The sequence below is a fragment of the Chitinophaga costaii genome (assembly GCF_900094705.1).
Classification (GTDB): Bacteria; Bacteroidota; Bacteroidia; order Chitinophagales; family Chitinophagaceae; genus Chitinophaga; species Chitinophaga costaii.
In genome coordinates this window covers 12,514-27,594 of the sequence record NZ_FMAR01000014.1, presented here as the reverse complement: position 1 = coordinate 27,594, position 15,081 = coordinate 12,514, and the positions used below count along the sequence as shown (strand labels likewise).

Below are 15,081 nucleotides of genomic sequence, written 5' to 3'. Positions count from 1 at the left end.
AGCTAAAAACAAATGGCTTTTCACTTGGACTTTGGTAAAAAGGGAGAGGAGATAGCTGCTGCTTTCCTGGAGCGTGCGGGATATACCCTGCTGCACCACAACTGGAAGGCGCAGCGCTGGGAGATAGATCTCATAGCCCGCCATCATAACCTGCTGGTGTTTGTAGAAGTTAAAACCCGCACTGCCAGCCAGTTTGCCTGGCCGGAGTCCGCCGTACACCACAAAAAACGGCAACACCTGGAAGCTGCCGCCGAGCTGTTTTTAGATACCTTCCCGGAGCCTTATGCAGACATCCGCTTCGATATTATTGCCATTACTTTTACGGATGCCGCACAATATGAACTGTTGCATTTTGAGGATGCGTTTTAATATAAGCCGCACCAGAGGCTGTTTGTTGCGGGCTCAGGGCTGATGAATGTCTATTCCTGTAGCATTAAACGGGGCTTAACAATCCTGCCACGTACAACATTCATTTAATTCACCTTTTACTTTTATATTTACAGGGTGAATGAAAGGTAGTGTATCATGGTCCAGCTATAAATTAGTCCCGCATCGCATTTTACCCAGTGATCATAAGTAGTTAATACGCCGTTTTAACACATCCACATTACTAGTAAAACGATTGTTCCTGAAGCATAAAAAGCCGTCCCATAAGGTGATGGCTTTTTTGTTTTCCGTTCCAGAAAAAACGGCTGCAAGCCATGATTTCTTGCAGCCGTTGTATAAAAATTATAGAAAGGTCATTAGCCGAAAATGCCGGTGTAGTTCGATGGGTTAATGGCCAGCAGTTCCGCCTTCACGTCATCAGATACTTGTAGCCCTTCAATAAAATTGCGGATGGTATCGGCATTGATCACACCGCCACGGGTCAGTGCTTTCAGGGCTTCGTAAGGCTGCGGATAGCTTTCCCGGCGCAGCACGGTTTGGATAGCCTCGGCCACTACGGCCCAGTTATTTTCCAGGTCGGCAGCTATCTTACTTTCGTTGAGAATAAGTTTACCCAATCCTTTTTCGATAGACTTTAATGCCAGCAAAGAATGTCCCAGTGGCACGCCTATATTGCGCAACACCGTGCTATCCGTCAGATCGCGCTGAAGGCGGGAGATGGGCAGTTTAGCGCTGAGATGCTCGTACAGTGCGTTGCCGATGCCCAGGTTGCCTTCGGCGTTTTCAAAATCTATCGGGTTTACCTTATGCGGCATGGCAGAAGATCCTACTTCGTCTTTCTTGATCTGCTGCTTAAAGTAATCCATGGAAATGTATTGCCAGATGTCTTTACAGAGATCCAGCAGGATGGTGTTGATGCGTTTCAGGCCGTCAAACTGGGCAGCAAGGTGATCGTAATGTTCTATCTGGGTGGTAAATTGCATGCGTTGAAGACCCAGCACCTCGTTTACGAAATGGTTACCAAATATTACCCAGTCTATGTGGGGAAAGGCCACATGGTGAGCGTTGAAATTGCCTGTGGCACCGCCAAATTTGGCTGCAAAGGGCACTTCCCGGAGCAGTTTTAGCTGTCCTTGCAGGCGCTCTACAAACACAGCCATTTCCTTACCCAGAATGGTAGGAGAGGCCGGCTGTCCATGGGTGCGAGCTAGCATGGGTACATGCATCCAGCTTTGGGAGCGGTTTTCCAAGGATTGCACCAAATGGGTTACACCAGGCAGGTAGGAGGTATGCAGGGCTTCTTTCCAGAGCAGGGGAATGGCGGTATTATTAATATCCTGGGAGGTAAGGCCAAAGTGTACCCACTCCAGGCGGTCTGCCAGGTCCAGGGCTTTAAGCTGGTCTTTGAGAAAGTATTCCACGGCTTTTACATCGTGGTTCGTGATCTTTTCGGTGTCTTTGATCGTCTGGGCGTTTGCCAGCGTAAATTCCTGGTAAATGCGGCGCAGGGGCGCATGCAGGTTTTCCGCCAGCGGAAAAATACCCTGGCCAGCAAGGGCAATGAAGTATTCCACTTCTACCAGCACACGGTAGCGAATGAGGGCGTATTCGGAGAAATAAGGCGCCAGCTCTTCCAGTTGCTTGCGGTAACGCCCGTCCAGCGGGGAAATAGCGGTCAGTGCTTGTAGTTCCATTCTATATTTGCTAACTGATTTTGATGATCGGCCAGGCCTGCGAACCAGCATATGAACGCCGGTTATCCGCAAACGCCGTTTGTATTACCGAGCCGCAAAATTAGGCCATTGATAGCAAGAAATCAGGCAAAAGGTATCATTTTTTCTTTTTTTTGCACCTTCCGTTTGAGGCTTATTAGCGCAGCAGCAAATATAAGTATAGGGATAAATGTCGCAGCGGGGTTGCGCGGTAGTGAAGGCCGTGCAGGGAGGATGCTCCGAACCCATGGTATTTGTTACACCAGACAACCTGGTTTAAACACTTCGTACTGGCGGTCTTTATGGTTAATAAGTATAATTGTAGACCCTTACACCCCTTTGATATAAACTACCATCTACATTACTATAATAAGAAATGTCTATCGAAACCTGGGTAGGGTATCCTTGGTCATTGTAGGTATATAAAAAATCGTCTTTTTCTGTTACCATAAAGCGCCCTTTTTCGCTATTATACGTTTCGTGGGTCATCTGAAGCGGGTTGTTTTTGCAAAAGGCAAGGGCATAATCCCAGTTATAACCTTGGGGGAAACTGGCTATCCAATAGCCCTTAACGGCAGAAAAAGGCGATGGCTTATTATCGAGGGAAATCACATTTACCCGGCCATAAACCTGAGAAGATCGAGGCCCCGATAATGTGATGAAAGTTATTTGTTTCAAATTACCATTATCATCATAAGTATAATTATAATTGTACCCGTCCCCATCGGAACTCATCTCTTGTAAAGGATACCCCTCTTTATTGCCGCTTAAATATTCTACGGTTGCAGGCCTACTTTGGGTAGTGCCTGCAGCTACATTATTTTCATAAAAGGAAGATTCCATTTTTAATGGGCACTTGTTATAAATGGTGGAATTGGGATCTCCTAATCCATCAAATGAAAAAACATAACTCATAATATATTGATAATTCAAGTAATATGTATATTTATCTTTATATGTATAGGTATTTGTGATGACGTTGACTGTACTTCCTTTTACCGTGATGAGTAAAGTACTATCCCTTGCCATTTCTTGAATATGGTTATCCTTGTCATAGGTAATGATGGATTTATACACAGTAGAGCTAGCACCAGCATCATAAAACGATTGCACTTTCGGGTACATGGCATTCACAATAGAAGAGTCTACATTTGGAGATTTGTTTAGGTTGCCGGGTTCTTTATGGCAATTACTTAGCAAAAAAATAGCTAAGGCTGCAAGCAAATACCTTCCCGGTTTAATAGTTGTTTCCATAATAAATAGGTGTTAAAGTAAAAGTTAAGGTTGTACCTCACCAACGATGGGCTGATACCTGCAAAATAACTGCTATCGGAAAGAATAGGCATTGTGCGGTGTTGCGAAACCTTGTGCGTTTGTTGCAATATCTATACTACTCATCGCATTGCCTGCTGCATGCCTGCTGTACTGAACTTGGGCTGAAGAGGGTTTATGAAAATGTTAAAACAATGGTCTCTAATATCCAAAAGCAGTATTTTTGGCACCTCAAATCGAAGAACATTGGAACGGAAAGTAAAAGTTGCAGCGGTAAGTTATTTGAATACAAAGCCTCTATTGTACGGATTAAGGAATCACCCGGTGATGGATCTGATGGAACTTTCCGTGGATTACCCGGCAAAAATTGCACAACAACTGGTGGATGACCAGGTAGATGTTGCCCTCGTGCCGGTAGCCACCATTCCCCGCCTGAAGGAATACCATATCATAACAGATTACTGCATTGGTGCCGAAGGCCCGGTGGCCTCCGTTTGCCTGTTCAGTGATGTGCCGCTTTCGCAGATCAAACGTATTTACCTCGACTACCAGAGCCGCAGCTCGGTGGCGCTGTTTAAGATACTGCTGCAAGAGTTCTGGAAACTGGAAGTGGAACTGGTTGAAACTACGGGCAACTATGAACACCTCATTACCGGTACAGACGCTGGCGTAGTGATTGGCGACCGCGCCCTTGTGCAGCGTCACAAATCCATCTATATTTTCGACCTGGCCGAAGCCTGGATGCGGCTCACCAGCCTGCCTTTCGTATTTGCCGCCTGGATTGCTAATAAAGAATTGTCTGATAACTTCATTCGCCAATTTAATGAGGCAGTGGGCATTGGTATAAAGCACCTGCCGGAAGTGGTGGCCGAAAATCCTTACGAACCGTATGACCTGGTTACGTATTATACGAAAAATATAAGCTTCCCGCTCACCCCGGCCAAGCGCCAGGGCCTGTCGCGTTTTGTAAAATATCTTCAAGAAGATAAATCATTCATTACCAGGAACATAGCCTTATAATCTTCATTAAATATAACAACAAAAAAGCCGCGCTACTGCCAGGAAAGGTTAGTAGAGCGGCTTTTTCGTCCTGGGAGTGGGCCTGTTACCTGGAATTTATATACCGGTAAATACTTGTAACAATTTGTATTTCATTACTTTACTTTTCAGGTCAATTGCGAAATTAAATAACCGGCAAAGCGGATCTACTTGATTTGCTTGGTAATGATGTAAAAATTAGGATCTGCTTTAAAGGTTCCGGCCAGGGGGATTGTTTTCCATTGCTCCCTAGGGTAAATGAAGGTGAATACATCCGGGCGAAGGGTCACCTTCACCGGCATGTTAAACCCTTTCACCACATCATTCCAGCGGTAACTCAGCACCTTACCGGCGATCTTGTATTCCAGTACCGGCACCTTGATATTACGCAGGTATTGATCGAACACCTTGGAAAAATCGTGGCCGCCATGCTGGCTTATATAATGTTCTACCTGCTGGGTAGTAACGGTTTGGTGATAAAAAGTTTTATTTAGCCCAGTAAGTATGCTGCGAAAAATATCGTCATCGTTAATGATCTGGCGAATGGTATGCAGCATATTGCCGCCCTTGTAATACATATCGCCAGAACCTTCCATATTCACTCCATACTGTGCAATAATAGCTGCGCGATTCTGGATATCTTTACGGGTACCCTGCACATAAGCATTGCCCGCCTCGTTACCAAATTGGCATTGGAGGTAAAGGGTTTCAGAATAATTAGTGAATGACTCATGTATCCACATGTCTGCCAGGTCTTTGGAGGTGATATTGTTGCCAAACCATTCGTGGCCGCTTTCATGTACCAGGATGAAATCAAATTTCAGCCCCCAACCAGTACCAGACAAATCGCGGCCCAGGTAACCCATCTGGTAATGGTTGCCATACGCCACGGCACTTTGATGCTCCATGCCCAGGTGAGGTGTTTCTACCAGTTTATAGCTGTCTTTATAAAAAGGATAGGGGCCAAACCAATGTTCAAAGCAGGAGAGCATGGGCTTAGCACCGGCAAATTGCACGCGCGCCCTGTCCAGGTTATAATCCAGCGGCCAGAAATCCAGGTCCAGCTTCCCATCCAGGCCGGGATAGGTATCCTTGAAGTTGGCGTAGTGGGCAATATTCAAAGCGATGTCATAATTATTAATGGGGTTTACCACCGCCCAGTGATAAGTAGTGGTGCCGTTGCCATGCACTTCCTTTTCCCGCAGGCGGCCATTGGAAACGTCTATCAGGTCGGAGGGCACGGTTACGGCTATTTGCATACTATCGCACTCATCGCTTTGATGTTCTTTAGTAGGCCACCATACGCTGGCTCCCAGGCCCTGACAGGCACTGGCTATCCAGGGCCGGTTCAGCGAGTCGCGGGTCCATACCAGGCCGCCATCCCAAGGAGCGCGTTTGGCTTTTTTAGGCACCCCGTGATAGTACACGGTAAGCTGTCTAAGCGCTCCCTGGGGCTGGGGAGCGGTAAGGGTGACAAAGAAGGCATTGCCATCGCGGGTATATTTAACCGGTTGCCGGTCTTGTATAATACTATCTATCTGCATAGGCTGCTGCAAATCTATCTGCATGCGTACCACAGGGCCTACCACCCGGTAATGAATGGTGTTGTAACCCAGAATGCTACTGTCTTGCAGATTTAATTGTATGTGCAGGTCGTAATCGGTCACATCCCACCAGGTACGTTCCGGGGTGAGGGTGCCACGCAGAGTATCGGCCCTGTTAGGATGTGTATCTTGTGCAAACAGTTTGGGCAAGGCCAACATGCTGGCCAACAATAAGCTATATCCTTTCATACCGTATTTTGGTTAGTAGCAGCTAAAGTAAAATATTAAATAGAAACAAGGGCAGGGAAATTAATGTGCGGGCAGGTGCGGGTGCATGGAGTGACGGCGGGATCATATTGCCATATAGAGCCTACCCATGCCTGGGAAACTTTAGGGTTGAAGCATACCGGCAGATCCTTCCAGCATTATCCTGCCGGTAGCTTTGCTGCATAATTGCGCTTTAATCTTTATTTTGCTGCTATGAAAAATACCTGGCTGCTAGTTTTTTGTTTTGGGATCATGGCTTGCCAATCTAACCACTCGGGCAATAAGCAGGTATTCAATTATAACCGCATCGAAGGCATCGCTACGCTAGACCCTGCCTTTGCCCGAAACCAGGCGGTTATGTGGGCGGTAAAACACCTATACAATACGCTGCTTGAACCAGACGACCACATGATTTTGCAGCCCTCCCTGGCCACCCATTGGACCATCAGCACCGACCGGCGTACCTATACCTTTTACCTGCGCCCGGATGTGTACTTCCACGACAGCAATCTGTTTCCCGGCGGCAAGGGTCGAAGGATGGTGGCAGCAGATGTGGTGTATAGCCTGCGCCGTATAATGGATCCTGCCACAGCATCGCCCGGTGCTTGGATATTTAACGGAAAGGTGGAAGCCAATGGTTTTAAAGCCCTGAACGACACAGTTTTCCAGCTTACCTTGCTGCAGCCTTTTCATCCCATTCTCGATATTCTTACCATGCAATATTGCTCCATCATCCCCCACGAGGCGGTGGAACGCTATGGCAAAGATTTTCGCAAACACCCCTGCGGCACCGGGCCTTTCCAATTTTTCCTGTGGGATGAGGGCCAGGCCCTGGTGTTGCACAAAAACCCGCATTATTTCGAAACCGACCGGAATGGGCAGCGACTGCCTTACCTGGATGCTGTGAAGGTAACTTTCCTGGATAGCAAGGGTTCGGAGTTCCTGTTATTCCGCCAGGGGCAGCTGGATTTTATTAACGACATCGACGCTTCTTTTAAAGATGAGGTACTAACCCGCCTTGGCACCCTGCAGCCAGCGTGGAAGGGGCGCATGGTGTTGGACAAAGCGCCCCAGCTTAACGTAGAATATTTTGGCATTTTAATGGACAGCACCGCCGCCCAGGTCATGCATTCGCCGCTGCGCCTTTTAAAAATTCGGCAGGCCATCAACTATGGGATAGACCGGGCCAAGCTGATCACCTACTTGCGCAATGGTATTGGCAAACCAGCCACCGCAGGATTTGTTCCCATTGGGCTGCCCTCTTTCAGTGCCGCACTAAAAGGGTATGACTATAACCCCACTAGGGCGGCACAACTGCTTTCGGAAGCCGGCTTTCCACAAGGCAGGGGCCTGCCCTCCATTACCCTTATGAGCGTTCCTATTTATGAAGACTATGCCAATTATGCCGCCGGACAGCTAGCAGACATTGGCATAAAAGTAAAAGTGGAGGTAATGGATAAAAACCTGCTATTGGAACAAACGGCTAAATCGGCCTCCCCATTTTTCCGGGCCAGTTGGATAGCCGACTATCCTGATGCAGAGAGTTTTCTCGCTGTATTTTATAGTAAAAACACGGCGCCACCCAATTATACACGGTATAATAATCCGGTATTTGACGCCCTCTATGAAAAAGCCTTGCAGGAAAACAACGACACCATACGCTATGGCCTGTACCGGCAGATGGACTCGCTAGTACTGTGCGATGCGCCGGTGGTGCCGCTCTATTATGATGAGGTGATACACCTGGTACAACCAGGCATTACGGGGTTCACTAACAATGCGTTGAACCTGCTAGACCTTCGCCGGGTGAAGAAGGTATTTAACAAATCTTTATAGTTCAATCTATCTCCCTGGCTCAATTAATATTACCTTCGTAGCTTCATTTTACCTTTTTTAAAGTCAAGTAATGTTAGCGATTTTGATTTTTTTTGGGGCGCACTGGTTCCTGTCTTTGTTCTTCCACACCTTCTTCCTGCACCGGTACGGTTCTCACCAGATGTACACCTGTAGTAAGGGCGTAGAACGTGTATTTTACTTTTCCACCTGGTTTTTCCAAGGCTCTTCTTACCTGGTACCCCGCGCATATGGTGTGATGCACCGCATGCACCATGAATATAGCGATACAGAAAAGGATCCGCATTCACCACATTTCTTCCGGGATGTATGGCATATGATGGTACATACCCGCCAGATGTACAATAATTTCCTGACCCGCAAAACCCTGCCCGACCAGGAGTTCCTGAAAGATCCCTTGCCGGAATGGGAAGCGCTGGATAAATTTGGCGATCATAACATTACCCGTATCGCCTGGATGTTGAGTTATATTGGTTTTTACGTTGCCTTTGCCCCCAGCTTCTGGTGGTACCTGCTGCTGCCCATCCATTTCCTGATGGGTCCTATTCAGGGTGCTACGGTAAACTGGTGTGGTCATAAGTATGGTTACCGTAACTTCAACAACTTTGATCAGTCTAAAAACACTTCACCCTGGGGCATTCTACTTATGGGGGAGTTGTTCCAGAATAACCACCACATGCATAAAGACAGCGCCAATTTTGCCAAGAAATGGTTTGAACTGGACCCGACTTACCCGGTGATGAAAACGCTGCACTGGCTGCGCATCATCCGCCTAAAAGGTGCTAAGGTAAAGACGGTAAATATCAAAGCTGCTGCATAAATATTTCTTTTAACAGCCTGTTCTATCATAAATCAGGGCCTCGTTGCATGACGGGGCTTTTTTGCTTTAGTCAATGACTGTGTCAATCATTCACTATAACGGGCGGGCATACACGAAAAATGGTTAAGTGAATCATACACTTAACCATTTTAAAAAAATGCAGGTAAAAATTACTTAGTATCTGAAGGGTTTATACACCGCATTGCTGCCAGCCAGGGCCAGCATGGGCCTGTCGCCACGGCTATCGCCATATGCAAAGATGGGCGAATAGTCGGAAAGATTTACCAGGGCTTTAATGCGGTTTACTTTTTCCTTGCCATTACAATTAAGTCCCGAAAGTTTTCCTGTGAGGCGGCCTTCTGCATCTGTTTCCAAGCGGGAGCCAATTAATTCTACGCGCATGCCTAGGCAAAAAGGCCTTACCCATTCTTCAGCAGAAGCGGTGACCACAATCACCCGGTGACCAGCGGCCTGGTGTTTCACAATGGCGTCGCGTGCGGCAGAGCGAATGAATACGGGTTGGGAACGAAGGCCATAGTCATCACACATCTCCCGGAATTCCTTCAGGGGCATGCCTTTAAAAAAGTAGGTGAGTACCCTTTCCTTCACCTCCTGGGCGCTAATGATTTTTAACTTAAACTTTATCAGCGATGGCAGCAGTTTATACATGCCCTGCTTAAAGGCTTCGTCGCCTTTTGCATAGCGGATGATGCCAAACAGTGTATCGTGTTTGGTGATGGTGCCGTCAAAATCGAAGAATGCGATACCTGCCATTACATTTTTAGTTTTTTGAAAATACCTTCCGGAACATTTTTGATCAGGAGCATGATGTAGCGCCAAAACCATTTTACATAGATGACGTTTTTCCCGGCTTTAACAGCTTTGAAGATAGCATTCGCCACCTGCTCCGGCTGGGCAGTGAGCAGGGGAGGTAGGGGTAGGTTTTCGGTCATGCGGGTATACACGAACCCTGGCTGTACGCTCAGCACTTGCACACCGCTATGAAATCCGCGGTTGCGCAACCCCTGCAGATAGGCGGTAAAGCCAGCCTTGGCGCTGCCATAAATATAATTGCTCTGGCGTCCACGTTCGCCTGCTACAGAACTAATGCCTACGATGGTGCCAGCTTTGCGCGCAGCATAATCGTTGGCCACAATGTTCAGGATGGAAACCGCGCCCGTATAGTTGGTAGCAATAATACGGCTGGCTTCGGCCCAGTTGCTTTGGGCTTTTTCCTGGACGCCCAGGTAGCCAAATACGCAAATGGTAATGGCTGGTTTTTCGGGCAGGGCAGCGTAGAAAGCTTCGTGGCTGGCGGTGTCCAGGGCGTCGAAGGCAAATACGGAGGCGGTAATGCCGTAGCGTATTTGCAGGTCTTGCTGCAAGGGAACCAGGGGTTCAGTCTTGCGGGCAGCCAGCTGTATGTTATATTTTTCCTGCGCGTATTTGCGGGCAATGGCCACGGCTATATCGGAGCCGGCGCCTAAGATGAGTACAGTAGACATGCGAGTGTAATGTTGCTGCCGCACTAAAGCGGGCAGGCGTTTTTATTGGTTTGCAGCAGTAGGTTGTCTTTCCTCCGGGGGGGTAATCAGGAGGCGGTCCGACTGCACGGAGCGGAACTTACGCTGGCTATTATATTGGTGTACGATATCGGCAAAGCGTTGGGCATTCGGGTAGCTTTTCCAGAAAATATCCTGCTTCATGCGGGCATCTTTGGAGAGATAAAGCCGGCCTTTGTGCTGTAGCACCAGCTCATCCAGTTCGTCCAGGAACTGGAACAGGCCTTTGCGCACGGGGAAATCCAGCGCCAGCGTGTAACCTTCCATGGGGAAGGAAATAAGGCTTTCCTGCTGTCCGAATACCTTTAGCACGGCCAGAAAGGAACCCCAGCCTTTTTCATTAATACGTTTCAGGATAGTCACCAGGCCTTCCTTTTGATCCATGGGCAGCACAAACTGGTACTGCACAAAACCGGCTTTACCATATCCACGGTTCCAATGAAGAATAGCATCGAGGGGGTAGAAAAAAGGTTCGTAGGGAACTATGTTATTAATTTCCCGCTTCAGGTTTTTACCGTAGTACAGCCAGTTAAAGGCCTTTACGGTAAACGTATTGAGCACAAAAGAGGGCAGGTTGAAAGGGATGGTGAGCTTGCCCTTTTTAGGAAGTTCCAGGGGATGCTCTGCTTGTTTGGGCGACAATTCTTCTTTCTTGGCATGTTCCCCCACGATCAGGATGCTGCGTCCAAAGGCGTCGCCTGTTTTCAGGCAATCTATCCAGGCCATGGAATAGGTGTAATGCTTATACTCATCGAACAAGCGTATTACCTCATCGAGATTTTTGGCCTTGAGTTGTTTTTGCTTGATATAGGCGGTTTCAATCTTTTTCAGATCAAACTTTACCACGGTAATCACGCCGGTAAGTCCCATACCTCCACAGGTGGCCCAGTAGAAGTCGGTGTGTTCGGTGGGAGAGCAGCGAATGGTTTTCCCATCTGCAGTAAGCACATCCATGTACACGATATGGCCCGAAAAGGAGCCATCTACATGGTGGTTTTTGCCATGCACATCGGAAGCCACAGCGCCGCCCACGGTAATATACTTAGTACCGGGGGTGATGGGGAGGAACCAGCCCTTGGGAACAATGATGTCCAGTATCTGGTCTAAGGTGATGCCGGCCTGGCATTCGAAAAAGCCATTTTCGGTATCGAAGTCCAGCACCTTGTCGTATTTGAGGGTAGAGATGCTGTGTACGGCCAGGGAGGCGTCGCCATAACAGCGGCCATTGCCCCTTGCTATCACTGCATCGTGCTGGTGTACAAAGGATAGAAGTTGATCATCTTGTGTAAAGCTTTGCTCATCACAAGTTACCGCCGGGTAGTTACCCCAATTTGCCAATTGTTTCTGCATTATTCGAAGAAGCTTTTATCAGTTGGTAAATAAATGAGCACATAAAAGCTCAGTATCCAGAGCAGTATGGTCAATTGAATAAAGCGGTCTTTGTATAGGATTTTGGTGGGAGAGCCGGTATTGCTTTCTACGTAGGTTATTTGCAAATATCGCAATAATCCGGCAATAACAAACAGGCTGGTATAATAGAGCCGGTAGGTCTTGAAATGTTCCATAGTAGCGGGCGCCAGCGTATACATCAGGTAAGACACAATAATAATGGCTGATACCAGCGAAAGCATTACGTTCATGAAGTCCAGGTTATAACCCTTGGCGGCCTTGCGCATGTCTTTGCCGGAGGTTTGCTTCAGCAGCACATCATCTCGGCGTTTGGCAATGGCCAGGAAAAGGGCCAGGAGGAACACCATAATGACCAGCCATTCCGAAATAGCGATATTAGATGCAATACCGCCGCATTTAATGCGGAATACGAATCCCATAGACAGGATAAGTATGTCTAGGATGGAAATATTTTTAAGGCCAAAGGTATAGGCCACGTTCAGCAAAAAGTATACGCCTATCACGAAGAAAAATTTGGGCTTCACATACCAGGCCAGGGCAAAGGCGGCCAACAGACAAATGCCAAACAGCACCAGGGCCGCCGGTTTGCTCACGGCGCCAGACGCCAGTGGCCGTTTAGACTTTACCGGATGGGCGCGGTCTGCTTCAATGTCCATGTAATCATTAATAATATAAACACTGCTGGCGGCTAGTGAAAAGGCCACAAAACCCAATAACACGGGCCCTACCATGTGCAGGTTAAATATTTCACCGGCAAAGAAGAGCGGTATAAATAAGAAGCCGTTTTTGGCCCAATGGGTGGGGCGGAGAAGTTTCAGGTATTGCACAAGGTAAACGAATGATTTGCCCGCAAGATACACGGAAAATGTCAGCCAACCCAGCCCGAACTCCCTGTTAAGGCCCTGCCTGCCAGGAGTGAGAAATTGTGAACGGCCAGTATAACCCGATGAACGCGCAAGGCTAAGGGGTAAATGTGAAGAATGGTTGGATAAACGTTTTTTGAAAAAAAAGGAAAAAAAATGCTTGTAAGCCAGGTGGTGGCCCAATACCAGCAGCAGGGCAGGCAGCCGGCCAAGCAAATTTCAGCGTTATTTTTCACGCAAATGGTTATTTTTGCCGCGCGTTAAAACATCCCGCCCATATGCAAGCTACTCTCCCCAAGTATACCAGGTTTACTATCATTGAGCTGCTTACGATCTTTGCCATTGCATGCGTACCGCTGTTCCTTAAATTTCCCTACCGGGTAAATATTTTCCTGAGCTGGGAGGGTGCTTACCGCTTGTCGCAGGGCCAGGTACCGTTTAAGGATTACGGTTCCCCGCTGGGTTATGGTTTCTGGTTAATGCCTGCGTTGTGTTTCAAATTGTTTGGTCCACAACTAATTTCGCTGGTAAAAGCCCAGGTGATCCTCAACATCTTGTCTGGCCTGGCTTTTCGCTGCATTCTAAAGAGCTTGGATGTACGTCCCGGCATCCGGGCGCTGTCTGTCATTGTATTTGTATTGTCTTATTCCTTTTTTAATTTCTGGCCTTGGTATAATCAAACCGTGATTGTGTATGAATTAGTGGCCATTTGCTTCCTCCTTCGATTTATATTGCGGGTAGATCGCCTTCGCTGGGCATTTCTGGCCTTATCGGCTTTGTTCGTATTCCTAACTATTTTTACCAAACAAGATGGGGGCGGCCTTACTTTGCTGCTTTGCCTGGCCTTGCTGGCCTACGATACCTTACAACAAGGGCGCTGGCTGAATATCCCGGTTTTCCTGGGCATGCTGGCCGTAATTGCCGCCGTATTCATTGTGCCGCTGTTGCCACATTTCGCTTACTGGTATAATCACGGACAGGCCCCGCATAATTCGCGCCTGAGCGTAGCAGACCTGATTGGAGAATTTTTTGGCGGCTCCCAGTGGATTAAGTTTTATGGCTTATTGGCAGTGTTGCTGCTAATCCCTCATTTGCGGCATTTTCAGCGTTTCTGGAATAACCGTAAGCTAATGTTGTTTACCCTGCTCACATTTGGTATACTGGTAGAGGCGGCCATTTTCCAGGTAACCAGCTATACGCCGCCAGACAATAATATTTTCTTCCACAGCTTTGCATTTGCCTTTATTTTTTCATTGCTGCTGCCGTTGTTGGAGGTACGCACCGAAAGCTGGAAAATTTTTAGTCTGAATGCTATATTGGTATTGTTGTGGTGGTCTGGGGTGTATTGGCGGTATACCGACCGCATTTTATCGCGCTTCCTTCCGGCAGAAGGTGAGGGCAACGGCATTGTAACCAGCGCCACCGGCGAAAACGTGGTATCACGCCGCAACTATATGCTGGAATTTGACTCCACAGATGTACCCACTTCTGAATGGATATTTTCCAGTCTGCCCGAATTTAAAAACATCTACATGCCCGCCAGTACGGTGCATGGCATGGAGCGTTTCCTGGCCTTGCCCGTACTCAAAGAAAAAGGCGCTGCGGTGAAGGTGCTGAACATGACAGAACTTACGCCCCTGGCGCACGCCGTGCCTTACCAACTGGAGCGTGGTGGTGACATTCCGCTGTGGTACCACCTGGGTGTGGCTATGTTTAACCGGCAACTGGAGGCTTACAAAACCAAGGTGCGGAATAATAATTATGACGTGGTGCTATATGAATATGCGCCCCACAATAATAATTTTTATCCCTTTGCGCTGCAGGATGAATTGAAAAAAGATTATCAGCTGGTAGATACTTTCCTGGCCCCGAGAAGGCCTACTAATGCTGTGATAGAAGTGTATCTTCCCAAAAAATAGTGGACCGTAAATGACTGGTGAGGGCGGGCTGTGAAAGGAAGATTTTTAATTTTAAAGTCCTTAACGGGGCTGTTTGAAGATGCCTAAAAACTATAGCTTCGCATTTCGGATGTATTTCTTTAGATGAAATCCGGCTGATTTAATGGATTGTAAGACATCCTTAAACTGGGTGAAAACCATTTGCTATATTGACAGACATTTTTATTGGCTGGCAAAATCCCGAAAGTTTTAGGTTTGAAAACATGCTTTAACCCGACCATTGATTAACTTCTGGCAATTAATATTTCCCGATTGTCCATCAGCGTTTATTGGAATTATCTGCGTCCCCTTATATGGCTAAAATTCTGCTATAAATTTCTTATAATTTATATTATGTTAAATTGAATTTTCCCGCAGATCTTGCCTTCCCCCTGTATGAACCCATCATTATTTT

The 15,081-nt window shown here is 47.3% G+C and carries 12 protein-coding genes; 5 read left to right on the top strand and 7 right to left on the bottom strand.

Annotation, left to right across the window (positions count from 1 at the left end; all coding sequences use genetic code 11):
- Positions 1–12: 12 nt before the first annotated feature.
- Entirely contained in the window at positions 13–369 is a 357-nt protein-coding gene (locus GA0116948_RS16665; protein ID WP_089714285.1) for a YraN family protein, read from the top strand.
- A 374-nt stretch (positions 370–743) separates the two neighbouring features.
- On the opposite strand, the gene purB is transcribed toward GA0116948_RS16665, so the two are convergent.
- Both purB and GA0116948_RS16655 read right to left on the bottom strand, forming a co-directional pair.
- On the bottom strand, positions 744–2,081 hold the full coding sequence (gene purB / locus GA0116948_RS16660) for an adenylosuccinate lyase (protein ID WP_089714283.1): 1,338 nt from the start codon (positions 2,079–2,081) through the stop codon (positions 744–746).
- Positions 2,082–2,405: 324 nt separating this feature from the next.
- Positions 2,406–3,353, bottom strand: coding sequence for a hypothetical protein (locus tag GA0116948_RS16655; protein WP_089714281.1), 948 nt, complete (start codon positions 3,351–3,353; stop codon positions 2,406–2,408).
- A 264-nt stretch (positions 3,354–3,617) separates the two neighbouring features.
- Between GA0116948_RS16655 and GA0116948_RS16650 the strand changes: the two genes are divergently transcribed.
- The gene (locus tag GA0116948_RS16650; protein ID WP_089714279.1) at positions 3,618–4,391 is read left to right on the top strand and encodes a menaquinone biosynthetic enzyme MqnA/MqnD family protein; all 774 of its coding nucleotides are present in this window, start codon (positions 3,618–3,620) and stop codon (positions 4,389–4,391) included.
- A gap of 185 nt (positions 4,392–4,576) precedes the next feature.
- Here the strand turns inward: GA0116948_RS16650 and GA0116948_RS16645 are convergent, their stop codons facing one another.
- Positions 4,577–6,202 (bottom strand): M1 family metallopeptidase, encoded by a 1,626-nt coding sequence (locus GA0116948_RS16645; protein WP_089714276.1) that lies wholly within the window; start codon positions 6,200–6,202, stop codon positions 4,577–4,579.
- 231 nt (positions 6,203–6,433) lie between these two features.
- Between GA0116948_RS16645 and GA0116948_RS16640 the strand changes: the two genes are divergently transcribed.
- Entirely contained in the window at positions 6,434–8,056 is a 1,623-nt protein-coding gene (locus tag GA0116948_RS16640) for an ABC transporter substrate-binding protein (protein WP_089714274.1), read from the top strand.
- 70 nt (positions 8,057–8,126) lie between these two features.
- Positions 8,127–8,894: an acyl-CoA desaturase gene (locus tag GA0116948_RS16635; RefSeq protein WP_089714271.1), complete on the top strand. Its 768-nt coding sequence runs from the start codon at positions 8,127–8,129 to the stop codon at positions 8,892–8,894.
- A 174-nt stretch (positions 8,895–9,068) separates the two neighbouring features.
- Here the strand turns inward: GA0116948_RS16635 and GA0116948_RS16630 are convergent, their stop codons facing one another.
- Genes GA0116948_RS16630 through GA0116948_RS16615 form a run of 4 tightly spaced genes read right to left on the bottom strand, consistent with a single transcriptional unit; the run spans position 9,069 to position 12,693 of the window.
- Positions 9,069–9,668, bottom strand: coding sequence for an HAD-IB family hydrolase (locus GA0116948_RS16630; protein WP_165798537.1), 600 nt, complete (start codon positions 9,666–9,668; stop codon positions 9,069–9,071).
- Positions 9,668–10,399 carry an SDR family oxidoreductase gene (locus tag GA0116948_RS16625; RefSeq protein ID WP_089714267.1) on the bottom strand — a complete coding sequence of 244 codons (732 nt, stop codon included), beginning with the start codon at positions 10,397–10,399 and terminating at the stop codon, positions 9,668–9,670. The genes GA0116948_RS16630 and GA0116948_RS16625 overlap by 1 nt, the downstream gene beginning before the upstream one ends.
- Before the next feature lie 42 nt (positions 10,400–10,441).
- Positions 10,442–11,806 carry an FAD-binding oxidoreductase gene (locus GA0116948_RS16620; protein ID WP_089714265.1) on the bottom strand — a complete coding sequence of 455 codons (1,365 nt, stop codon included), beginning with the start codon at positions 11,804–11,806 and terminating at the stop codon, positions 10,442–10,444.
- Positions 11,806–12,693: a decaprenyl-phosphate phosphoribosyltransferase gene (locus tag GA0116948_RS16615; RefSeq protein ID WP_089714433.1), complete on the bottom strand. Its 888-nt coding sequence runs from the start codon at positions 12,691–12,693 to the stop codon at positions 11,806–11,808. Before GA0116948_RS16615 ends, GA0116948_RS16620 begins: the two co-directional genes overlap by 1 nt.
- Positions 12,694–13,007: 314 nt before the next feature.
- On the opposite strand from GA0116948_RS16615, the gene GA0116948_RS16610 reads away from it, so the two are divergent.
- On the top strand, positions 13,008–14,648 hold the full coding sequence (locus GA0116948_RS16610; RefSeq protein ID WP_089714263.1) for a hypothetical protein: 1,641 nt from the start codon (positions 13,008–13,010) through the stop codon (positions 14,646–14,648).
- The last annotated feature ends 433 nt before the right edge of the window (positions 14,649–15,081 follow it).

Excerpts from the sequence above, each read along its gene's own strand:
- GA0116948_RS16610 (WP_089714263.1), top strand. The coding sequence starts at position 13,008 with ATGCAAGCTACTCTCCCCAAGTATACCAGGTTTACTATCATTGAGCTG.
- GA0116948_RS16620 (WP_089714265.1), bottom strand. The coding sequence starts at position 11,806 with ATGCAGAAACAATTGGCAAATTGGGGTAACTACCCGGCGGTAACTTGT.
- GA0116948_RS16635 (WP_089714271.1), top strand. The coding sequence starts at position 8,127 with ATGTTAGCGATTTTGATTTTTTTTGGGGCGCACTGGTTCCTGTCTTTG.
- GA0116948_RS16640 (WP_089714274.1), top strand. The coding sequence starts at position 6,434 with ATGAAAAATACCTGGCTGCTAGTTTTTTGTTTTGGGATCATGGCTTGC.
- GA0116948_RS16655 (WP_089714281.1), bottom strand. The coding sequence starts at position 3,353 with ATGGAAACAACTATTAAACCGGGAAGGTATTTGCTTGCAGCCTTAGCT.
- GA0116948_RS16630 (WP_165798537.1), bottom strand. The coding sequence starts at position 9,668 with ATGGCAGGTATCGCATTCTTCGATTTTGACGGCACCATCACCAAACAC.
- GA0116948_RS16625 (WP_089714267.1), bottom strand. The coding sequence starts at position 10,399 with ATGTCTACTGTACTCATCTTAGGCGCCGGCTCCGATATAGCCGTGGCC.
- purB (WP_089714283.1), bottom strand. The coding sequence starts at position 2,081 with ATGGAACTACAAGCACTGACCGCTATTTCCCCGCTGGACGGGCGTTAC.
- GA0116948_RS16665 (WP_089714285.1), top strand. The coding sequence starts at position 13 with ATGGCTTTTCACTTGGACTTTGGTAAAAAGGGAGAGGAGATAGCTGCT.
- GA0116948_RS16645 (WP_089714276.1), bottom strand. The coding sequence starts at position 6,202 with ATGAAAGGATATAGCTTATTGTTGGCCAGCATGTTGGCCTTGCCCAAA.